Source organism: Streptomyces purpureus (assembly GCF_014648195.1).
Classification (GTDB): domain Bacteria; phylum Actinomycetota; class Actinomycetes; order Streptomycetales; family Streptomycetaceae; genus Streptomyces; species Streptomyces purpureus.
Genome location: NZ_BMQQ01000009.1, coordinates 190,651 through 211,451 on the forward strand (window position 1 = coordinate 190,651; position 20,801 = coordinate 211,451).

Annotated in this window: 15 protein-coding genes and 2 pseudogenes; 7 read left to right on the forward strand and 10 right to left on the reverse strand. The window is 72.3% G+C overall.

Annotated elements, in window-relative coordinates:
- Window positions 1-4: 4 nt before the first annotated feature.
- The 4 genes from IEZ01_RS14540 to IEZ01_RS14555 form a co-directional block, all read right to left on the reverse strand.
- The gene (locus IEZ01_RS14540) at window positions 5-1,375 is read right to left on the reverse strand and encodes a maltokinase N-terminal cap-like domain-containing protein (RefSeq protein ID WP_019889580.1); all 1,371 of its coding nucleotides are present in this window, start codon (window positions 1,373-1,375) and stop codon (window positions 5-7) included.
- Window positions 1,376-1,595: 220 nt separating this feature from the next.
- Complete coding sequence (treS, locus tag IEZ01_RS14545; RefSeq protein ID WP_019889581.1) at window positions 1,596-3,302, reverse strand: maltose alpha-D-glucosyltransferase; 1,707 nt, start codon at window positions 3,300-3,302, stop codon at window positions 1,596-1,598.
- Window positions 3,299-5,377, reverse strand: a complete 2,079-nt coding sequence (locus IEZ01_RS14550; protein WP_078513414.1) for an alpha-1,4-glucan--maltose-1-phosphate maltosyltransferase — start codon at window positions 5,375-5,377, stop codon at window positions 3,299-3,301. The genes treS and IEZ01_RS14550 overlap by 4 nt, the downstream gene beginning before the upstream one ends.
- Before the next feature lie 319 nt (window positions 5,378-5,696).
- A complete protein-coding gene (locus IEZ01_RS14555; protein WP_019889583.1) occupies window positions 5,697-6,641 on the reverse strand; it encodes an SDR family oxidoreductase in 945 nt (314 codons plus the stop codon).
- A gap of 118 nt (window positions 6,642-6,759) precedes the next feature.
- On the opposite strand from IEZ01_RS14555, the gene IEZ01_RS14560 reads away from it, so the two are divergent.
- The 6 genes from IEZ01_RS14560 to glgP all read left to right on the forward strand — a co-directional run bounded on the left by IEZ01_RS14560 (window position 6,760) and on the right by glgP (window position 16,112).
- The gene (locus IEZ01_RS14560) at window positions 6,760-7,713 is read left to right on the forward strand and encodes an AraC family transcriptional regulator (protein WP_019889584.1); all 954 of its coding nucleotides are present in this window, start codon (window positions 6,760-6,762) and stop codon (window positions 7,711-7,713) included.
- A gap of 199 nt (window positions 7,714-7,912) precedes the next feature.
- The gene (locus tag IEZ01_RS14565; protein WP_189201977.1) at window positions 7,913-9,361 is read left to right on the forward strand and encodes a 4-hydroxyphenylacetate 3-hydroxylase family protein; all 1,449 of its coding nucleotides are present in this window, start codon (window positions 7,913-7,915) and stop codon (window positions 9,359-9,361) included.
- Window positions 9,358-10,926: an MFS transporter gene (locus tag IEZ01_RS14570; protein ID WP_189201979.1), complete on the forward strand. Its 1,569-nt coding sequence runs from the start codon at window positions 9,358-9,360 to the stop codon at window positions 10,924-10,926. The genes IEZ01_RS14565 and IEZ01_RS14570 overlap by 4 nt, the downstream gene beginning before the upstream one ends.
- Before the next feature lie 58 nt (window positions 10,927-10,984).
- Window positions 10,985-12,112 (forward strand): monodechloroaminopyrrolnitrin synthase PrnB family protein, encoded by a 1,128-nt coding sequence (locus IEZ01_RS14575; RefSeq protein WP_189201981.1) that lies wholly within the window; start codon window positions 10,985-10,987, stop codon window positions 12,110-12,112.
- 9 nt (window positions 12,113-12,121) lie between these two features.
- The gene (locus tag IEZ01_RS14580; RefSeq protein ID WP_189201984.1) at window positions 12,122-13,429 is read left to right on the forward strand and encodes an FAD-dependent monooxygenase; all 1,308 of its coding nucleotides are present in this window, start codon (window positions 12,122-12,124) and stop codon (window positions 13,427-13,429) included.
- A gap of 139 nt (window positions 13,430-13,568) precedes the next feature.
- On the forward strand, window positions 13,569-16,112 hold the full coding sequence (gene glgP / locus IEZ01_RS14585) for an alpha-glucan family phosphorylase (protein WP_028797998.1): 2,544 nt from the start codon (window positions 13,569-13,571) through the stop codon (window positions 16,110-16,112).
- Here glgP and IEZ01_RS14590 read toward each other — a convergent pair.
- From IEZ01_RS14590 to IEZ01_RS36030, 4 genes are all read right to left on the reverse strand, one after another.
- The gene (locus IEZ01_RS14590) at window positions 16,102-16,512 is read right to left on the reverse strand and encodes a hypothetical protein (protein WP_028797999.1); all 411 of its coding nucleotides are present in this window, start codon (window positions 16,510-16,512) and stop codon (window positions 16,102-16,104) included. The genes glgP and IEZ01_RS14590 overlap by 11 nt on opposite strands.
- 46 nt (window positions 16,513-16,558) lie before the next feature.
- Window positions 16,559-17,212 carry a response regulator gene (locus tag IEZ01_RS14595; protein ID WP_028798000.1) on the reverse strand — a complete coding sequence of 218 codons (654 nt, stop codon included), beginning with the start codon at window positions 17,210-17,212 and terminating at the stop codon, window positions 16,559-16,561.
- 79 nt (window positions 17,213-17,291) lie between these two features.
- The gene (locus IEZ01_RS14600) at window positions 17,292-19,316 is read right to left on the reverse strand and encodes a M4 family metallopeptidase (RefSeq protein ID WP_189201986.1); all 2,025 of its coding nucleotides are present in this window, start codon (window positions 19,314-19,316) and stop codon (window positions 17,292-17,294) included.
- A 178-nt stretch (window positions 19,317-19,494) separates the two neighbouring features.
- On the reverse strand, window positions 19,495-19,668 hold the full coding sequence (locus IEZ01_RS36030; RefSeq protein WP_019889592.1) for a TetR/AcrR family transcriptional regulator C-terminal domain-containing protein: 174 nt from the start codon (window positions 19,666-19,668) through the stop codon (window positions 19,495-19,497).
- An 81-nt stretch (window positions 19,669-19,749) separates the two neighbouring features.
- Here IEZ01_RS36030 and IEZ01_RS34905 point away from each other — a divergent pair.
- Window positions 19,750-20,031, forward strand: a pseudogene (locus tag IEZ01_RS34905) (multidrug transporter); the annotation flags it as partial.
- A gap of 218 nt (window positions 20,032-20,249) precedes the next feature.
- Here the strand turns inward: IEZ01_RS34905 and IEZ01_RS36035 are convergent.
- Window positions 20,250-20,603 carry a PIN domain-containing protein gene (locus tag IEZ01_RS36035; protein ID WP_019889596.1) on the reverse strand — a complete coding sequence of 118 codons (354 nt, stop codon included), beginning with the start codon at window positions 20,601-20,603 and terminating at the stop codon, window positions 20,250-20,252.
- Window positions 20,600-20,785: pseudogene (locus tag IEZ01_RS36040) on the reverse strand (hypothetical protein); the annotation flags it as partial. The gene IEZ01_RS36035 and the pseudogene IEZ01_RS36040, both read right to left, overlap by 4 nt.
- Window positions 20,786-20,801: the final 16 nt, after the last annotated feature.

Genomic DNA, 20,801 nt, shown 5'->3' on the forward strand with positions numbered 1-20,801 from the left:
GTGGTCAGGATCGACCGGACAGGCGTTGGATCGCCGCCATCGGGACCGGCAGCCAGTCGGGGCGGTGCCGGGCCTCGTAGACGACCTCGTAGACCGCCTTGTCCGTCTCGTAGGCACGCAGCAGTGCCGGTTCGGAGCGAGGGTCCGTGCCCGACGCCTCGGCGTACCCGGCGCAGTACGCGTCACGGCAGCGCGCCGCCCAGGCCGCGTTCCACGGCTGGTGCGTGCGGGCCGCGTAGTCGAAGGAGCGCAGCATCCCCGCCACGTCCCGCACCGGCGGATGCGGGCGGCACCGCTCGGCCAGCGGCTGGGCGGGCTCGCCCTCGAAGTCGATGACCGACCAGGCGCCGTCCGCGGTGCACAGCGTCTGGCCCAGGTGCAGGTCGCCGTGGACGCGCTGGGCGCGCCAGCCGCCCGCCGGGACATCCGGCCCGGCCGCCGCCTCGAACACCTTCCGCAGACCCGGGACGTACGGCACGAGCGCCGGGACCGCCTGCGCGGCCGTCTCCAGCCGCTCGACCATCGCGGCCACCAGCTCCGACGTGCCCGCACCGCGCAGGCTCCGGGTCGGCAGCGCCGCGGCCAGCGCCGTGTGCACCTCCGCGGTCGCCCGGCCAAGCGCGTGCGCCTCGGCCGTGAACTCGCGGCCCGCAGCCAGCGCCTCCAGCGCCAGCCGCCAGCCGTCCCGGGAGCCCCGCAGATAGGGCTGGAGCACCCCGAGCGTGCTCGCCTGCGGGCCCTCGCCGGTCTCGAACCAGGCGACCGGGGCGGGCACCCGCCGGCAGCCGGCGCCGGTCAGCGCGAGCGGCAGTTCCAGATCCGGGTTGGCGCCCGGGCCGATCCGGCGGAAAATCTTCAGGATGTACGCATCGCCGTACACCAGCGAGGAGTTGGACTGCTCTCGGTCGAGCAGCCGGGGGGCGAGCGCGGCCGGCAGGTCGGCGGTCCCCTCGAAACGCAGCGGTCCGAGCGAGCCCGGTGTGCGCAGCCGCTCAAGGAGCAGATCGGCCAGGCGCGGGTCGCACAGCCCCTCGTAGACCGCACGGCCGGCCAGCGGGCCCTGGCGGACCCGGCCGATCATCGCCGGCCCCAGCCGTGGCGGCACCGCGGTCCGTACGCCGAGGAGCAGTTGGTAGCAGTCCGGCGCCGGGCGCGCGGTGTGGTCCGGCTGTTCGACCCGGACGAGGAGATGCAGCAGACCTGGGCCGGTTCCGTCCAGCGGCAGCAGTTCGGTCGCCGAGACGAGGGAGAAGCCGGTGACCGGCCTGCCCTTTCCCGCGAACCAGCGCTGCCGGGGCAGCCATTCGCGCAGCAGCGGCGCGAGTGACGGAAGGAGGGCGGCCGGGGCCCGGGTGGTGGAAGCGGTCTCCGGCATGGCGTCGCGTCCTTTCCCCGGGCGCAGCTCGACTCGGAATGCGCAGAGTGTCCCGGATTGCGGCTTGACTGTCCGGCTGTGCGGGACGTGTCGGGCGGGGAAGAACCGGATGGGCCCGACAAGAAGGTCCGGATGGACCAGACGAAGTGTTGTGGGTCACACTGCCCAGGGCGGGGCGACGGAAACCGCCTCACCCTGGGCAGTACGGGTGAACTCCGGCTCAACTCGACTTCGTGTCCTGTCGCAGACGGAACCAGTAGAAGCCGTGACCGGCAAGAGTCAGCAGGTAGGGCCACTCGCCGATGGCCGGGAATCGCACCCCGCCGAGCAGCTCCACCGGATGCAGCCCGTTGAACTCCCGCAGGTCGAGCTCCGTCGGCTGTGCGAATCGCGAGAAGTTGTTCACGCACAGCACCAGGTCGTCGCCGTACTCGCGCAGGAAGGCGAGCACCGCCGGATTGGACGAGGGGAGTTCGGTGTACGAACCGAGCCCGAAGGCCTTGTTCTGCTTGCGGATCTGGATCATCCGCCGGGTCCAGTGCAGCAGCGACGACGGCGAGGCCATGCCCGCCTCGACGTTGGTGACCTGATAGCCGTAGACCGGGTCCATGATGGTCGGCAGGTAGAGCCGGCCGGGGTCGCAGGAGGAGAAGCCGGCGTTGCGGTCCGGCGTCCACTGCATAGGGGTCCGTACCGCGTCCCGGTCGCCGAGCCAGATGTTGTCGCCCATCCCGATCTCGTCGCCGTAGTACAGGACCGGGGAGCCGGGCAGCGAGAGGAGCAGCGCGGTGAACAGCTCCATCTGGTTGCGGTCGTTGTCGAGCAGCGAGGCCAGCCGCCGCCGGATGCCGATGTTGGCGCGCATCCGCGGGTCCTTGGCGTACTCCGCGTACATGTAGTCGCGCTCTTCGTCGGTGACCATCTCGAGGGTCAGCTCGTCGTGGTTGCGCAGGAAGATGCCCCACTGGCAGCCCGCCGGGATCGCCGGGGTCTTGGCCAGGATTTCGGAGACCGGGTAGCGGGACTCGCGGCGGACGGCCATGAAGATGCGGGGCATCACCGGGAAGTGGAAGGCCATGTGGCACTCGTCGCCGCCGCTGGCGAAGTCGCCGAAGTAGTCGACGACGTCCTCCGGCCACTGGTTGGCCTCGGCGAGGAGCACGGTGTCCGGGTAGTGCGCGTCGATCTCCTTGCGTACCCGCTTGAGGAACTCGTGTGTAGCCGGGAGGTTCTCGCAGTTGGTCCCCTCCTCCTGGTACAGGTACGGGACCGCGTCCAGCCGGAAGCCGTCGATGCCCAGGTCGAGCCAGAAGCGCAGCGCGGAGAGGATCTCCTCGCGCACCGCCGGGTTCTCGTAGTTGAGGTCGGGCTGGTGGGAGAAGAAGCGGTGCCAGTAGTACTGCTTGCGGACCGGGTCGAAGGTCCAGTTGGAGGTCTCGGTGTCGACGAAGATGATCCGCGCGTCCTCGTACTGCTTGTCGTCGTCGGCCCAGACGTAGTAGTCGCCGTACGGCCCGTCGGGGTTGGCGCGGGACTCCTGGAACCACGGGTGCTGGTCGCTGGTGTGGTTCATCACGAAGTCGATGATCACGCGCATGCCGCGCTGGTGGGCGGCGTCGACGAACTCCACGAAGTCGGCCAGGTCGCCGAACTCGGGCAGTACGGAGGTGTAGTCGGCGACGTCGTAACCGCCGTCGCGCAGCGGCGACTTGAAGAACGGCGGCAGCCACAGGCAGTCCACCCCGAGCCACTGGAGGTAGTCCAGTTTGGCGGTGATGCCCTTGAGATCACCCACCCCGTCGCCGTTGCTGTCCTGGAAGGAGCGGACCAGCACCTCGTAGAAGACGGCGCGCTTGAACCAGTCGGGATCGCGGTCCTTGGCGGGGGTGTCCTCGAAGGTGTCGGGGACGGGTTCGTTGACGATCATGATGTGGGTGACCCTCCGATCGGCGGGGACGGTCGCAGGGTGAGGATGTGCGCAGGCGCGACGCCAGGCTCGAGGCGCACATAGTTGGCCCTGCCCCAGTGGTAGGTCTCGCCGGTGAGCTCGTCGCGCACCGGGAAGGAGTCGGACCAGTCGAGGCCGAGCTCCGGCATGTCCAACGAGACCGTGGCCTCCTGGGTGTGGTGAGGGTCGAGGTTTGCGACTACCAGAACGGTGTTCGAGCCCGACCGCTTGCTGTACGCGATGAGGGCGTCGTTGTCCGTGGCGTGGAAGCGCAGCGAGCGCAGCGTGCGCAGGGCCGGGTGGCGGCGCCTGAGCCGGTTGAGGGTGGTGACCAGCGGGGCGATCGAGCGGCCCTCGCGCTCGGCCGACTCCCAGTCGCGCGGCCTCAGTTGGTACTTCTCCGAGTCCAGGTACTCCTCGCTGCCCTCGCGCAGCGGGGTGTTCTCGCACAGTTCGTAGCCCGCGTAGACGCCCCAGGTCGGCGAGAGGGTGGCGGCGAGCACGGCGCGCACCTCGAACGCCGGGCGGCCGCCGTGCTGGAGGTAGGCGTGCAGGATGTCGGGGGTGTTCACGAAGAGGTTCGGCCGCATGTGGGCCGCGGCGTCCCCGGACAGCTCGGTCAGGTACTCGGTCACCTCGTGCTTGGTGTTACGCCAGGTGAAGTAGGTGTACGACTGCTGGAAGCCGATCGCGCCGAGGGTGTGCATCATCGCGGGACGGGTGAACGCCTCGGCGAGGAAAATGACGTCGGGATCCGTGCGGTTGATCTCCCCGAGCACCTTTTCCCAGAACACCACCGGCTTCGTGTGCGGATTGTCGACCCGGAAGATCCGGACGCCGTGGTCCATCCAGTGCCGCAGAATGCGCACGGTCTCCTGGACGATTCCCGTCATGTCCTTGTCGAACGCGATCGGATAGATGTCCTGGTACTTCTTCGGGGGATTCTCGGCGTACGCGATCGTGCCGTCGGCGCGGTGGTGGAACCATTCCGGATGCTTCTGCACCCAGGGGTGGTCCGGGGAGCACTGGAGGGCGAAGTCCAGGGCGACTTCCAGGCGCAGTTCGCGGGCGCGTTCGACGAAGGCGTCGAAGTCCTCGATGGTGCCGAGGCCGGGGTGGACGGCGTCGTGGCCGCCCTCGTGGGAGCCGATGGCCCACGGCACGCCGACGTCGTACCGGCCCGCCTTCAGCGCGTTGTTGGGGCCCTTGCGGTGGGTGGTACCGATGGGGTGGATGGGCGGCAGATAGATCACGTCGAAGCCCATGGCGGCGATGGCCGGCAGCCGCTCCGCGGCCGTACGGAACGTGCCGGGGACGGGGCCGCCGCGCTTGCGCAGCCGGGCCCCCTCGGAGCGCGGGAAGAACTCGTACCACGAGCCGAACAGCGCCCGTTCGCGCTCCACGAGCAACGGCAACGCCGGGCTCTGGCTGACCAGTTCACGCAAGGGGAAACGGTCGAGCACCGCGGCCACCTGCGGCGAAAGGGCCGCCCTGAGCCGCTGGCGGGCCGAGCGCCGCTCGTCGCGCAGCGCGTCCACGACGGCGAGAACGGTCTCGCGGCCCTCCTTCTTCGGCACGCCCGCGGCGGCCCGCTCATGCAGCTCGGCCCCCTCGGCGAGGACCAGCTCGGTGTCGATCCGGGCGGGGATCTTGATACGGGCGTGGGCGCGCCAGGTGGCCACCGGATCGCTCCACGCCTCCACGGTGTACGTCCAGCGGCCGACCGCGTCCGGGGTCACCTCGGCTCCCCAGCGGTCGGTCCCCGGCGCCAGCTCCCGCATCGGGGTCCAGGGCCCGGGGCGGCCGGACGGATCGCGCAGCACGACGTTGGCGGCGACCGCGTCCTGCCCTTCACGGAACACGGTGGCGGTCACCTGGAACGCCTCCCCTGTCACCGCCTTTGCGGGCCGGCGCCCGCAGTCGACCAGAGGTCGTACGTCAAGCACGGGAATACGGCCAATTTGCGAGTTCACGGCATCACCTGGGGGTTGCTCAATCGGGTGCGGGTGCGCTCTTTGTAGCTGCTCCGTCGACGACTGGCGGGCTGCGGGCATGGCCGCTCCTGTCCGCGTTCACTCGGATAGCGGGTCTACGGCGGATGCACGCCGATTCGGCGACGCGTCTGCGGCGTGCACTCGAGAGTGCGTACCCGGGGAGCCCTGCCCCGCTTTTCGGCGCGGCAATCCGCCGCTGTGTTAACTACTAGGAGGTAGGGGGGCGCACAAGCCATCGGGGGTGTGCGGGGGGTTCACCGGGGTTGATTTCCCGCCTCCCGACAGCCGGAAGGCGGGGCGCGGGACCACCGTCCCACCACCCCGCCCACCGCAACGAGCCCCCTTGGGAGCCTCTGGACCCGGCCGGATCTTGTCCGGATCACGCCCCCGCGTTCTGCTCCTCCGTGTTGTTCGACCACACCTGCCACGGCTGGCGGGTCACCCACTCGTCCACCGGCGCGGGGCGCAGGCCCAACTCGCCGAGCGACAGTCCGCCGTCACCGTCCATCAGCAGTGGGTCAGCCGCCGTGGCCATGTGGTGGTAGATGCCCGACACGCCGGCCGCCGTGGCCGGGCCGAGGAGCCGGGCGAGGCTGCGCTCGAACTCCTCCGGCAGCAGCGGGAGGTAGCGGACCGCGCGCCCGAGCCCCTGGGAGAAGGCCTGGGCGAGTTCGTCGCCGGTCAGGGCGCGGGCGCCGCCGATGTCGAACGTACGGCCTTCGAGGCCCTGGCCGGTGAGCGCGGCCAGCGTCGCCCGCGCCAGGTCGCGGTGGGAGAGCCAGGCCGTGGGCGTGGTCGCGGGCAGGGGGTAGGCGAGGACTCCGTCGTTGACGAGGGCCGGCCCGTTCCACGGGCTGAAGAGGTTGTCCAGGTAGACCGGCGGGCGCAGCACCACCAGCGGCAGCCCGGCGGAGCGGAAGACCTCCTCCGCGATGCGCCTGGTCTCGAACGCGGGCAGGCGCGTCGGATCCTTCGGGATGCGGGTGTTGGCGTTGTAGACGAACCGGGCGACACCCGCCTCCAGGGCCGCCTGCGCGATGTTCAGGGCGTAGCGGCGCACCCGCTCCGGCTCGTACACCAGCGGCATCGTCACGGAGGCGTGCGTCGCGCCCGCGAAGAGGAGGCGTACGTCCTCCGCGTCGGCCAGATCGCCGGCGACGAATTCGAGATCGGGCAGTGGCGGCCGGTCGCCGTCCGGGCGGCGGGTCAGCGTACGGATCCGGTGGTTCCGCTCGCTCAGCAGACGGGCCACGGCCCCGCCCTGATAGCCGGTCGCCCCCACGACCGCGACCCGCATCGGAGTGTGCTCGGACTGATCGGACATATGTCTGAAGTGCCCTTCGATAGGGTGTGACTGCTGCCGTTCCACGGCTCTCTCAGGCTGGCCGCGGCGGCTTCGGCCGATCAATTAACAAACCGGGGCGGAAGTTGAAGGATCGTCCATGGACACCGCGGGAACCGACAGTGACGACCTCCTCAGCGAGCTGCTGAAGCCGCTCAGGCTCACGGGGGTCTTCGACAGCCGCTGGCACGTCAGCGCGCCCTGGGCCATCGAGGGCGACGCCGAACAGAGCTGCGCCGTACTCCACTACATCGTCGAGGGCGGCTGCTGGATCTCCGGCGACGGCCAGGCCCCCCTCGAACTGCGCGCCGGCGACCTCATCGTCTTCCCCACCGGCACCGCCCACCGCCTCTCCGACCGGCCCGACCGGCAGGGCGTTCCCCTCAAGGCCGTCCTGCCCGAACGGCAGCCCGGCACCTCCGGCGAGATCCGCATCGAAGGCACCGGCCCCACCAGCCGGCTCCTGTGCGCCGGACTCCACTACGACGCCAGCGCCGCCACCGGCCTCTACCAGGCGCTGCCCTGGGCGCTGGTCCTGGACGGCGGACAGGTCGACCGGGAGCCGCTGCTCCGCGACACCCTGCGGCTGCTCGCCTCCCCGGACCGGCCCGTCGGACCCGGCGACCGGCTCATCACTCTGCGCGCCTTCGAGATGGCGCTCGTCCTCGCCCTGCGCCCGCTGCTGCGCGAGTTCACCGACAACCCCGCCTCGCTGCCCGTGCTGCGCCACCCGGGCATCAGCCGCGCGCTGGTGATGATCGCGACCCGGTACGCCGAGCCGTGGACCATCGAGTCCCTCGCCCGGGAGGTCGGCATGTCCCGCTCGGCCTTCACCGCCGCCTTCCGGGCGCTCGTCGGGGAGGCGCCGGCCCGGCATCTGACGGGGCGGCGGATGCAGGAGGCGGCCCGGCTGCTCGGCGAGACCTCGGTACCGCAGTCCGCGGTGCCCGAGCGGGTCGGCTACCGCAGCGCGGTCGGCTTCCATCTGGCGTTCCGCAAGTGGTTCGGCAAGACGCCGGGGGAGTACCGGGCGGGGGCGGCCAGCGCCGCCTGAGCCCGTCCTGCCGTTCGTGCCCCTACGCGCGCCTTGCGCAAGCGCCGTCCGAAACCGCAAGCGGAATATGCCGACCCTGCCCGGCTCCTCCCGGCCTGGCCGGTTCTTAAGGACCACTGGACGGACGTTCATTGCCGCAGGTGGCCATGGGGGGACAGGCTCTGCGTCGGGGCGCGGCCGTGACGCATGAGGAGAACTGGTGACGAGGTCCGGACGGGATTATCTGGAATCACTGCGCGACGAACGGGAGATCTGGCTCGACGGCGAGCGGGTGGGGGACATCACCCGCCATCCGGCCTTCCGCAACACCGCGGCGTCGATCGCCCGGCTCTACGACCTGGCGCACGACTCCGAGCACACCCCGGTTCTTACCGAGGACGGCACGCACCGGGCGTTCGCGGTGCCCCGCTCGTACGAGGACCTGGTCGCCAGGCGCGAGGCGTACCGCGTGTGGGCCAAAGCCGGCTACGGCTTCCTGGGCCGCACCCCCGACTGCATGGCGGGCGGCGCCGCCGGATTCGCCGCCGTGCCCCACGTCTTCACGACCGACGCGTTCGACGGCGCGGAGAACGCCCTCGCCCACCACCGCAGGCTGGCCGAGGGCGACCTCTTCGCCGCCTTCACCCTCACCAATCCGCCGACCGCCCGCCCCGGGTCCGCCCACCCGGGGGACGACGATCCGGTCGTGCGGGTCGTCGCCGAGAAGGACGGCGGGATCGTGGTCCGCGGCGCCAAGATGATCGGCACCGCCGCAGTCTTCGCCAACGAGGTCGTCGTCGGCACCATCGAACCGCTCGCCCCGGGCGACACCGACCGGGCCGTCTGCTTCTCCGTCCCGGTCGACACCCCCGGGCTGCGGCTCGTCGCCCGTACCTCCTACGAGGCCGCGGCCCGCAGCGTCTTCGACAACCCGCTCTCCTCCCGCTTCGACGAGAACGACGCGCTGCTCGTCTGCGACGACGTCTTCGTGCCCTGGGAGAACGTGCTCGCCCACCGCGACCCGGACGTCACCTTCCGGATGTGGTGGGACACCCCCGCCTACCTCAACCTCAGCCACCAGGCCGCCGCCCGCTTCTGGACCAAGCTCGAATTCCTCACCGGCATCGCCATCCTGCTGGCCAAGGCGAACGGCACCTACGACCTGCCGCCCGTCACCCAGGCCATCGGCCGGCTCCTCGGCAAGGTCGCCCAGGCCAAGGCCTTCGTGCTCGCCGCCGAGGCCTCCTGCACCCCGGTCGACGGCGGCCGCGGCGGCGTCGCGCCCGGCCAGGACATCTCCTTCGCCCACCGCATCATGGCCGGCGAGGTGTACCCCCAGGCCGTCCAGGAGATCCGGCTCCTGGCCGGCGGCGGCCTCATCCAGCTCCCCTCCGGCCGGGACCTGCTCCACCCCGAGCTCGGGCCGCTCGTCGGTACGTACCTGCGCGCACCCGGCAGCCCCGCCGAGGACCGGATCAAGCTCCTCAAGCTCGCCTGGGACGCGCTCGGTTCGGAGTTCGCCGGCCGCCACGAGCAGTACGAGCGCCTCTACCACGGCGCCCCGCACGTCTACCTGACCCAGCAGGCCACGCAGGGCGTCGACGCCTGCGAGAGCCTGGCCCGGGCCTGCCTGGACGGCTACGGCCTGGAGACGGGCCCGCGGCAATGAACCCCGGCCTCCGCGCCGCCTCGGCGCTGCTCGCCACCACCCAGCTGCTGCTGATCATGGACACCGCGCTCGTCAACGTCGCGCTGCCGTCGATCGGCGACGACCTCGGCTCCGGCTCCGCCGGGCTGTCCTGGGTGGCCAACGCCTACCTGATCACCTTCGGCGGACTGCTGCTGCTCGGCGGCCGGGCGGCCGACCTACTCGGCCACCGCAGGGTGTTCACCGCCGGGCTCCTGCTGCTCGCCGCCGCCTCGGCGGCCGGCGGCCTCGCACACAGCGCGGCCGAGCTGACCGCCGCACGCGCCGCGCAGGGCGTCGGCGCCGCGCTCGCCGCGGCCGCCGCGTTCGCGCACCTGCTCCTGCTCTTCCCCGACGGCCCCGCCCGGCACAAGGCGCTCGGAGCGTTCGCCGCGATGGGCGGGCTCGGCGGTGTCCTGGGCACCGTCCTCGGCGGGGTCCTCACCAACCTCCTCGGCTGGCGCTCCACCTTCTGGCTCAACGTCCTCCTCGGCCTGCTCCTCGCCGCCCTGGCCCCCCGCGTCCTCGCCGCCGCGCGCCCGGGCCTGCCCGGCCAGGCGTGGAGGGCGGCTGCGCGCCACGAGGCGGCGGAGGTGGGTCCGGGTGGCCGGAGTCCGGCGGGGTCCGCGCAGGGGCCGCGTCCGCACCCGCCCGGCCGGGAAAGCCCGGGCCTCCTCGCGGGCGGAACCCCGGGCCGCGGCGCCGCCGGCGGGTTCGACCTGGGCGGGGCGCTCACCGCCACCGGTGGGCTCTCGCTGCTCGCCTTCGCGCTCGTCGGCGCGGGCGACAGCGGGTGGACGAGCGTCCGTACGCTCGCCGCCGGCGCGGCCGGGTTCGTCCTGCTGGCCGTCTTCGCCGTGGTGGAGCGGCGCGCCGCCCGGCCGCTCGTCCCCCCGGCCGTCCTGAGGCGGCCCGCGCTGCGCCGCGCCAACCTCCTGAGCGCTCTCGCCCAGATGACGCTCTTCCCGATGTTCTTCCTGGTCAGCCTCCATCTGCAGCGGGTGCTCGAACACACCCCGCTGACCGGCGGCCTCGGCCTCCTGCCGCTCTCGCTTGTGGTGGTCGCGGTCGCACCCCGAACCGGCCGGATCATCACCCGGCTCGGCGTCACCCGGACCATGACCCTCGGGTTCGGGCTGCTGTTCGCCGGCACCCTCTGGCTCGCCCTGGCGCTGCGCGCCGACGGCACCTTCCTCACCACCGTCCTCGCACCCAGCCTCGTCCTGGGTGCCGCCCTGCCGCTGGTCATGGTCACCACCAATGTGGCCGCCACGGCAGAGGCCACCGCCGAGGAGACCGGGCTCGCCTCCGGACTCGTCAACACCAGCCAGCAGTTCGGCTCGGTACTCGGCCTGGCCGTCCTGGTGGCCGTGGCCACCACCGCCCGTACCGGAACGGGGCTCGCCGCCGAGACCACCGGCCACACGGCGGCCCTGCTCACCGGCGCCGCCTTCGCCGCGGTGGCCGCCCTGCTCTCCGTACGGCTCCGCCTGCCCGGGTCCGCGACGGCGCCACCGCGCCCGGACCGGGTGGGCGACCCGCGGTGACCGCCTGACGCGGACCGCACCCGCCCGCCGACTCGCCTCTCCCGAGGGGGACTCTCCGTTGACCCTGTACGACCTCGTCGCGCCCGGCCTCGACACCATCGGCGATCCGCGCTACCGCATCGCCGAGATCCGCGCGGCCGACCCGCTCGGCGCCGACGCCCTGCTCGCCGCGGTGCCCGCGATGAACCGGGACGCCGACGTCCCCGCGCTCACCGTCGCCCTCCGCGCCCTCCTGCCGGACCTCGACCGGGTCGCCGAATGGAGCATCGTCGACGCCCTGGCCGCCATGCGCGACCTCGGCCTGCTGCTCGGCTCCCTCAAACGCCACGGCACCCAGCCGCTCACCGCGGTCCCCGAAGTCCTGCCCGTCCTGGAGGAGCTCGCCCGCCGCACCGACATGGTGCCCCGCGACACCGTGCACCACTACACCACCTGGAACCCGCTCGGCCGCCGCCAGCGCATGTACACCGGACACCCCATGGAGGCCGACCTCCAGGAGGCCGTCCGCATGGCGTTCCCCGGTCTGGTCGCCGCCCTCGACAGCTGCGAGGAGCTGACCCGGCTCGAACCGTACGACCCGGGCTTCGCCCACGTCCTCGACCGCACCGCCCACCACGTCCGCGTCCTGGTCGACTCCATCGACTTCACCGTCGCCAACGTCTCACCGGTGTTCTTCGCCCGCACCCTGCGCTCGTACTTCGAGGACATCGACGTCGGCGGCCGCAGCTACCTCGGCCCGGCCGCCGCCCAGGTCCCGCTCTGGCTGGTCGACCTGACGCTCTGGCAGTCCGACCGCTCGCACCCCGGCTACGACGCCTTCCTCGCCGACTCGATCTGCTACAGCCTCCCGGACTGGCGGGCCTTCCACGCCCGGCACGCGGGCACCACCTCCGCCGTCTCCAAGCTCTCCGCCGCCATCAGCTGGGAGACCGTCCACCGGCTGCCCCCGGTGCTCGCCGCCTCCGCCGAGTCCCTCGCCCGTGTCCTGCGCCTGCTCAAGACCTTCAGGGCCCGCCACATCGGCATCGCCCGCAAGGCCTACGAAGACGGCATACGCCTCTACGACGAGGGCAGCGGCGGCGCACCGGTGGCGCTGCTCCGCTCGATACTCGACCTGACCCGGGACAACGAGACGCTGGTACGCCGCAGCATCCTCAGGCCCGGCGCCGGCTCCACGGCCGCCTGAGGAGACCCCATGAACCTCCCACGCCACTCGCCCCAGATAGTGATCGCAGGCGGCGGTGTCGCCGGACTCACCGCCGCGCTCGCCCTGCACGCCGCCGGCTTCGACCGGATCACCGTCGTCGAGGCGGCCCGCGAGATCCAGCCGGTCGGCGCCGGACTGAACGTCCTGCCCAACGCCGTCCGCGAGCTGGACGCCCTCGGCCTCCTCGCCCGCCTGGAGGCCCGCGCCGTCCGCACCCGCGAACTGCGCTACTACCACCGCACCGGCGGTCTGATCTCGCGCACCCCGCGCGGTCTCGCCGCCGGCTACCGCTGGCCCCAGCTCTCCCTGCACCGCGGCCACCTCCAGCAGGTCCTCGCCGACGCCGTACGCGAACGGCTCGGCCCCACCGCCCTGGTCGCCGGAGTGCGGGTCAGCGGCGTCGACGTCCACCCCGGCGGCCGCCCGCGGGTCCGCCTCGAACACCGCGACGGAGCCGTACGCGGCCACGCCTCCCTGGAACCGGACCTCCTCATCGGCGCCGACGGCATCCGCTCGGCCGTACGCGCCGCACTGAACCCCGAGGAGGGCGCCCCGCCCTGGAACGGCCGGCTCATCTGGCGCGGCACCTCCTGGATGGCCGCCGACCAGGCCCCCGACACCATGTTCATCGCCGGCGACGACCGGAACAAGGCCGTCGTCTACCCGCTGACCGAGCCGGACGCGTACGGCGCCGTCCTGGTCAACTGGGCGCTGGTGGGGCCGTCCGCCGCCGGTGACGAGACCATCAGGGGCGACTGGAACCGGCCCGTGCCCGTGGCGAGCTTCGTGCACCACTTCGAAGGCTGGGAGTTCGACGGCGTCGCCGTCGCCGACATCCTGCGCGCCTCCGACGGCACCGCCTACGAGTACCCGATGGTCGACCGGGAACCCCTCGACCGCTGGAGCCACGGCCGTACGACCCTGATCGGCGACGCGGCCCATGCCATGTACCCGGCGGGCTCCAACGGCGCCACCCAGTCCGTCGTCGACGCCCGCGCCCTCGCACACGCGCTCGCCGTGCACCACCGCGACCCCGCCGCCGCGCTCCAGGCCTACGAGGCCGACCGCAGGCCCGCGACGACCGCACTCCAGCACGCCAACCGGCAGCTCGGCCCCGAGATCGTCATCAATCTGGCGCACGAGCGCGCCCCGCACGGCTTCACCGACATCGAGAAGGTCATCCCGCGCGAGGAACTGGCCGAGATCGCGGCACGGTACGCGGCCACCGGAGCCTTCGACGCGGCCACCGTCAACCGGGGCTCCCCCTACGCCCCGCCGCTGGGCGCACCGATCTGACCCCGCGCCCCCGCGAGCGCCCGTGACTCCGTGCGCCGTGGTTGCGCGGGGAGGGCCGGTCTACCGTCGTGCGGACACGGCCGGACGCACAGCGTGGTGTGTTCGCCCCATTTGTACCTCCCCTGCGAAGGTGGAACACGTGAAGGCAATCCGTCGATTCACTGTGCGCCCCGTCCTCCCCGACACCCTTCGACCACTCAGCGACCTGGCCCGCAATCTGCGCTGGTCCTGGCATGCCGAGACCCGAGAGCTGTTCCGCTCCGTCGACCCCGACGGCTGGCGGGCCGCCGGCGGTGATCCCGTCCGGCTCCTCGGCTCCGTCCCCGCCGCGCGGCTCGCCGAACTCGCGGCGGACGAGGACTTCCTCGGCCGCCTCGCCGCGGCGGCCGGCGACCTCGACGACTATTTGCACAGACCGCGCTGGTACCAGGAACAACACGGCGACCTGCCGGCCGGCATCGCCTACTTCTCGCCCGAATTCGGCATCAACGCCGCCCTGCCCCAGTACTCCGGCGGCCTCGGCATCCTCGCCGGCGACCATCTGAAGTCCGCGAGCGACCTCGGCGTCCCCCTCACCGGCGTCGGGCTCCTCTACCGTCACGGCTACTTCCGCCAGACCCTCTCCCGCGAGGGCTGGCAGCAGGAGCACTACCCCGTACTCGACCCCCACGAGCTGCCCCTGACCCTGCTCCGCGAGGAGGACGGCACCCCTGCCCGGGTCTCCCTCGCCCTGCCCGGCGGCCGCGCCCTGCACGCCCACATCTGGGTCGCCCAGGTCGGCCGGGTGCCGCTGCTCATGCTCGACTCCGACGTCGAGGAGAACCAGCCCGGCGAACGCGACGTCACCGACCGGCTGTACGGCGGCGGCAGCGAGCACCGGCTGCTCCAGGAGATGCTCCTCGGCATCGGCGGCGTACGCGCCGTACGCACCCACTGCCGGCTCACCGGCGCCCCCGCCCCCGAGGTCTTCCACACCAACGAAGGCCACGCCGGACTCCTCGGCCTCGAACGCATCCGCGAACTGGCCGGCGAAGGCCTCGCCTTCGACGAGGCGCTGGAGGCGGTGCGGGCCGGTACGGTCTTCACCACCCACACCCCGGTGCCCGCGGGCATCGACCGCTTCGACCGCGACCTGATCGGACGTCACTTCGGTGAGGGCGGCGAACTGCCCGGCGTCGACGTCCAACGGATCCTCGCCCTCGGCACCGAGACCTACCCCGGCGGCACCCCCGGCCTGTTCAACATGGCCGTCATGGGGCTGCGCCTGGCCCAGCGCGCCAACGGCGTCTCCACCCTGCACGGCGCGGTCAGCCGGGAGATGTTCGCGGGTCTGTGGCCCGGCTTCGACCCCGAGGAAGTCCCCATCACCTCGGTCACCAACGGCGTCCACGCCCCCACCTGGGTCGCCCCAGAGGTGGACCGCCTCGGCCCCGACCCCGCCCCCGCCGAGCTCTGGCAGCTCCGCCGCACCCTGCGCGAGCAGCTCGTCGGCGAGGTACGCGACCGGCTGCGCGCCTCCTGGCGCCAGCGCGGCGCCGTCACCGCCGAACTCGGCTGGATCGACTCCGTCCTCGACCCCGACGTCCTCACCATCGGCTTCGCCCGCCGCGTCCCCTCGTACAAACGCCTCACCCTGATGCTCCGCGACCCCGAACGGCTCACCCGGCTGCTGCTCCATCCCACCCAGCCGGTGCAGATCGTCGTCGCCGGCAAGGCCCACCCCGCCGACGACGGCGGAAAACGGCTCGTCCAGGAGCTGGTGCGGTTCGCCGACGACCCGAAGGTGCGCCACCGGATCGTCTTCCTGCCCGACTACGGCATGGCCATGGCCCGCACGCTCTACCCCGGCTGCGACGTCTGGCTCAACAACCCCCTGCGGCCCCTGGAGGCCTGCGGCACCAGCGGGATGAAGGCCGCGCTCAACGGCTGCCTCAACCTCTCCGTCCTGGACGGCTGGTGGGACGAGTGGTTCGACCCCGACTTCGGCTGGGCCATCCCCACCGCCGACGGCGCCCCGAGCGAGGACCGCCGCGACGACCTGGAGGCCCACGCGCTCTACGAGCTCATCGAGGACCGGGTCGCCCCCCGCTTCTACGACCGCGGCGACTCGGGCGTCCCCGAACGCTGGACGGAGATGGTCCGCAGGACCCTCACCAACCTCGGCCCGAAGGTCCTCGCCGACCGGATGGTCCGGCAGTACGTGGAGCGGCTCTACGCCCCCGCGGCCCGCGCCCACCGCGCCCTCGACCACGACCGGGCCCGGGAACTGGCCGCCTGGAAGGCCCGGGTCAGGGCCGCCTGGCCCGAGGTCGCCGTGGACCACGTGGAGGCTGGCGAGGAGTGCGGGGTCGTCGAACTCGGCGCCACCCTCGCCCTGCGCGTGCGGGCCGCGCTCGGCCCACTGCGCCCCGAGGACGTCGAGGTCCAGGCGGTCGCCGGCCGCGTCGACACCGACGACCGGATCGGCGACGCCCGTATCTGCACCCTGAAACCCACCGGCGGGCCCGACCTGGAGGGCCGCTGGTGCTTCGAGGGGCCGCTCGCCCTGGACCGCACCGGCTCGTTCGGCTGCACGGTCCGGATCCTGCCCGCCCACCGGCTCCTGGCCACCGGGGCGGACCTGGGCCTGGTCGCGCTGCCCACGGAGTCGACCGGGGAGGGGGCGGGCGTCCTCATGAGATGAGCGCCTTGTCGCTCAGCACGCCGCCGGTGAAGCAGAGCCGGAAGACCGGGACGGCCGCGATCAGCGTCGACCGGTAGTACAGGCAGCTGTCCGCCCCGGCCGGTTCGGCCGGGGCGGTCGCGGGCGGCCCGTCCAGCGGACGCGGCGGCAGCCGCTCCTCGACCGTCCCCCGGCTCTGCCCGGTGCGGAGCGCGGAGTAGTCGTCGCCGTCGAGGAACGAGCGGGACTGGGTGTAGAGCCCGAAACCCAGCATCACCACGGCGAGCGCCGTGAGCAGGGCGAGCGGGATCCAGATCGCCTGGGCGACGCCCCGCCGCACCCGCCGCCGCAGGACCGGGGTGGCGAGCAGGGCCCACAGGCCGAGGTCGAGGAGGAGGTGACGGAGTCGTGCGCGGCGCATCCGACCAGCTTGCCCGAGCGGCCCGGGCCGTGACCCCTGACGAAAGTCAGTCCTCGACGAGCCCGCCGTCGTGGGCGAGGATCGCCAGCTGGACGCGGTTGCGCAGCTGGAGGCGGGCGAGGACCGCGCTGACATGGGCCTTCACGGTCCCCTCGACCACATGCAGCCGGGCCGCGATCTCGGCGTTGGACAGTCCCGCGCCGACCAGTGCGACGACCTCGCGCTCGCGTCCTGTCAGCGGTTCGAGCCGCGTGCGCGCCTCGGCGGTACGGGACAGCCGCTCGCCGCCCAGCTGGTCGAGGACGCGCCGGGCGATCCCGGGGGAGAGGAACGCGGCGCCCTCGGCCACCGCCCGTACCCCGGCGAGCAGTTCGCGCGGGTCCCCGGACTTGAGCAGGAAGCCGCGCGCGCCGGAGCCGAGGGCACGGGCGATGTAGGCGTCGTCCGAGAAGGTGGTGAGCATGACGACCGCGGTGGCCGGCACCGTACGCCGCAGCTCCTCGGCGGCCCCGAGGCCGTCCAGGCGCGGCATCCGGATGTCGAGCAGGGCCACGTCGGGCCGGTGGAGCCGGGCCAGTTCGACGGCCTCGTGTCCGTCGCCGGCCTCCGCGACCACCTCGATGCCCGGGTCGGTGGCGAGGATGGCCCTCACCCCGGCGCGGATCATGGTCTCGTCGTCGGCCAGCAGCACCCTGATCATGGCGTCAGCCTAAGCACACGCGCGGCCGCCCGGAGGGGACGGATCCCCTCCGGGCGGTCTGCCGGTCCGAGCCGGGGTGTTACGGGAAGGTCAGCTTGAAGCTGTTGATGTAGCCGGTGTCCAGCCGGGCCTTGTCCTGGACGCGGAGCTTCCAGGAGCCGTTGGCCACCTCGGAGGAGGCGTTGACCGTGTAGGTCGCCTTGACGTTGTCGGCCGAGTCGCCGGAGCTGAAGGGCTTCAGGTTGTAGACCGAACCGTCCGGGGCGACCAGGTCGACGACCAGGTCACCGCGCCAGGTGTGGACGATGTCGACGTCGACCTTGAGGGCGGCCGGGGCGTTGCCGGTGATGCCGGTGACGCTGACGGCCGAGGTGACGGCGGCGCCGTTGTCCGGGATGGAGACGTCGGCGGTGTTCTCGAAGACCTTGCCGGGCTGCGGGTCGCCGCCGGGGCGGGGACCGACGTTGACACCGGCCCAGGCGTGCTCGACGGCCGTGACCTCGGGAGCGGTGGCGCCGTACAGCTCCTTGGCCACCGCGACCGTGCCGGCGCGGGCGCCCGCGTAGTCGGTGGTGGTGTTGAACTTCGTGGTGAGCGCCTTGAACCAGATCAGCGAGGCCTTGTCACGGCCGATGCCGGCGACCGGGAGGCCGTCGGAGGTCGGCGAGTCGTAGTTCACGCCGTTGATGGTCTTGGTGCCGCTGCCCTCGGAGAGCAGGTAGTACCAGTGGTTGGCCGGACCCGAGGAGTAGTGGACGTCGACGTTGCCGATGCCCGCGTACCAGTAGTCCTTGGACGAGCCGTCCTTGCTGGGCTTGTCCATGTAGCGCAGCGGGGTGCCGTTGCCCCGGATGTCGATCTTCTCGCCGACGAGGTAGTCGCCGAGGTCCTTGGGGTTGTTGGCGTAGAACTCGACGGCGGCCGCGAAGATGTCGGAGGTCGCCTCGTTCAGGCCGCCGGACTCGCCGCTGTAGCGCAGGCCCGCGGTGTTGGAGGTGACGCCGTGCGTCATCTCGTGGGCCGCGACGTCGATCGAGGTGAGCGGCTTGGTGTTGTTCGCGCCGTCGCCGTACGTCATGCAGAAGCAGCTGTCCTGCCAGAAGGCGTTGACGTAGGCGTTGCCGTAGTGGACCCGGGAGTACGCGCCGACGCCGTCACCCTTGATGCCGGAGCGGCCGTGCACGTTCTTGTAGTAGTCCCAGGTGAGACCGGCGCCGTAGTGGGCGTCGGCGCCCGCGGTCTCGGCGTTCTGCGGGGTGCCGTCGCCCCAGATGTCGTCGGAGCCGGAGAAGAGCGTGCCGGTGCCGGACGTACCGCGGTTGAGGTTGTACGTCTTGTGGTTGCCGCGGCCGGTGTCGGTCAGTGTGTACGACGGCGCGGTGCCCAGCGTCACCTGGCCGCTGTACATGGTGTTGCCGGTGCCGGTCTCGACGGCCTGCCACTCGTAGAGCTTCTTGCCGTTCTTGGCGTCGGTGACGACGTGGAGTTCGTTGGGGGTGCCGTCGTGCTGGAGGCCGCCGACGACGGTCTCGTACGCGAGGACGGGCTTGCCCTTCGCCATCCAGACGACCTTGCGCGGGGCGCGCTCGGCGTCGGTGGCCTTGGAGCCCTCCGCCTTGGCGGCGCTCAGCGCCTGCTTCTCGGCGGCGGCCGGGGAGACGGCCGTGGCGGTGTCGACGTTCTTCAGCTGCTCGCGGGAGGCCTTGGTGACGCTCTCGGTCGCGCCCGTCTTCGTCGCGGCGACGACCAGGTCGCCGCCGAGGACGGGAAGTCCGGCGTAGGTGCGCTCGTAGCGGGTGTGCGTGGTGCCGTCCCGGTCCTGGACGACGTCGCGGACGACCAGCTTCTCCTGGGAGCCGAGGCCGAGCTTCCTGGCGGTGTCCGCCTTGGCCGCGTCGGCCGCGCGTATCAGCGCGGTGCGCTGGGCGGGGGAGAGATCGGCGGGCAGGGCGCCGGGGTCGGCCTGGCCGGCGGCCTGGGCCTTGGGGGCGGCGACCCACCGGTCGTCGGCGGTGGCGGCGCCGGTCTGCACGCTCACGGCGAGCATGGCGGCGGCGATCAGAGCGCCCGTCGCGGTGGCGCGACGGCTGGGCGTGGGTCTCACGCGGACTCCTTTTGCGAGGGGGGTACCGGCGGCTGGGTGGGCCGTCCGGGCGTGCAAGCAGAGCTGTGGAGCGGTGATACGCAGAGCCGGGGGAAGAGTGACAGTCGTGACGGGCATCTGTCAGGAGCGCGTCAACAAGTTGGCCAGAACTCGTCCGTTGCCCGAAAGCCGGTATCCGTTAACCGGACGTTTCGTCGATCATGGTTGCGATGCCGTCCAGCGTTCTCCGCAGCCCGAATTCGAAGAGAGTCCCGAGGTCGAGCGTGAACTCCGGGTCCTCCGAGAGGCCGGAGAGCAGAGGGTAAGAACCGGCCGCCGAGATCGCGTCGAAGCGTGGCTCGTTCCGCACCATCCACTCCTCGTCCGTGATCCCGCTGTCCTGCCGGGCCTGTTCCTCCAGGTCGTCCTCGGCCAGAGCCCGTTCGAGGCCGCGCTGTGGAGCCTGGCCCCGTCGGCGGGCGTGCTGGCCGGAGCCCCGCTCGCCGCGGCGCTCGCCCAGCGGCTGGACCGCGGCCGGGTGATGGCGGGCGGCTTCCTCGTCGCCGGCGCCGGGTTCGCCTGGCTGACCCAGACCCGTACCGACTCACCGCTGTGGACCGTCCTCGCGGCCTCCGCCGTCTACGCCTCGGCCCTGGTCTCCGCGATGACCCTCGCCAACGAACTCGCCCTCGCCGCGGCCCCGCCGGAGCGGGCCGGCTCGGCGGCGGCGGTCCTGGAATCCGGCCAGGAGCTGGGCGGCGCCCTCGGCATGGCCCTCCTCGGCTCGATCGGCGCGGCCGTCTTCTACCCGAGAACTCCCGTCCCACGAAACCCTCGGCGCCGCCCTGGCCACCGGCTCACCCGAGGTGGGGAGGGCGGCCCGGGAGGCCTTCACAGCCGGCCTCACCTGGGCGGCGGCCGGCGCGGCGGCCGTCATGCTCCTGGCGGCGACGCTCAGCGCGACCCTGCTCCGCGGCACGCGCCCACTGACGCCCCAGCCTCGGCCGACACCGGTACGCGGCTGACCGAGGGGGCGGTGAAGGAGCCGGCGTCACGACCGCGAGGCCGGACTACGGAGCGGTCGGTAGACCGTCGGCGGTCGTGCGGCAGCAGCCGGAACGCCTTGTGTGCCGTGAGGGGGCGTACGGCACGGAAGTCCCGCTCGTCGACCGTGAGCAGGCAGTCCGTTCGGTACTCCTGGGCGAGCGTGACGTTCACGGCGTCGGCGAGGTCGAGCGCGAGGTCGGCGTGGACGGCCATGACGGCGGCCGCCGTGCGCAGGATGCCCTCGTCGACGGCCGGGATCACCGCTGTCGAACGTGGGGAAGTCGAGCGGCTCCTCCTCCGGGACGCCCAGGCGCGCCACGGCCTCCTAGGTCAGAGCGAGGTCCTCTTCGTCGACGTGGACGGTCGTACGCTTCAGAGTCATATGCGTGTGCTGGCGCACGCATACCTTGGGACGAGGCCGACGACCGGACATCAGCTTCCGTGCCCCGACCGGCATGG

Excerpts from the sequence above, each read along its gene's own strand:
- IEZ01_RS14550 (WP_078513414.1), bottom strand. The coding sequence starts at position 5,377 with ATGCCCGCAGCCCGCCAGTCGTCGACGGAGCAGCTACAAAGAGCGCAC.
- IEZ01_RS14570 (WP_189201979.1), top strand. The coding sequence starts at position 9,358 with ATGAACCCCGGCCTCCGCGCCGCCTCGGCGCTGCTCGCCACCACCCAG.
- IEZ01_RS14540 (WP_019889580.1), bottom strand. The coding sequence starts at position 1,375 with ATGCCGGAGACCGCTTCCACCACCCGGGCCCCGGCCGCCCTCCTTCCG.
- IEZ01_RS14590 (WP_028797999.1), bottom strand. The coding sequence starts at position 16,512 with ATGCGCCGCGCACGACTCCGTCACCTCCTCCTCGACCTCGGCCTGTGG.
- treS (WP_019889581.1), bottom strand. The coding sequence starts at position 3,302 with ATGATCGTCAACGAACCCGTCCCCGACACCTTCGAGGACACCCCCGCC.
- IEZ01_RS36030 (WP_019889592.1), bottom strand. The coding sequence starts at position 19,668 with ATGGTGCGGAACGAGCCACGCTTCGACGCGATCTCGGCGGCCGGTTCT.
- IEZ01_RS14555 (WP_019889583.1), bottom strand. The coding sequence starts at position 6,641 with ATGTCCGATCAGTCCGAGCACACTCCGATGCGGGTCGCGGTCGTGGGG.
- IEZ01_RS14560 (WP_019889584.1), top strand. The coding sequence starts at position 6,760 with ATGGACACCGCGGGAACCGACAGTGACGACCTCCTCAGCGAGCTGCTG.
- IEZ01_RS14580 (WP_189201984.1), top strand. The coding sequence starts at position 12,122 with ATGAACCTCCCACGCCACTCGCCCCAGATAGTGATCGCAGGCGGCGGT.
- IEZ01_RS14595 (WP_028798000.1), bottom strand. The coding sequence starts at position 17,212 with ATGATCAGGGTGCTGCTGGCCGACGACGAGACCATGATCCGCGCCGGG.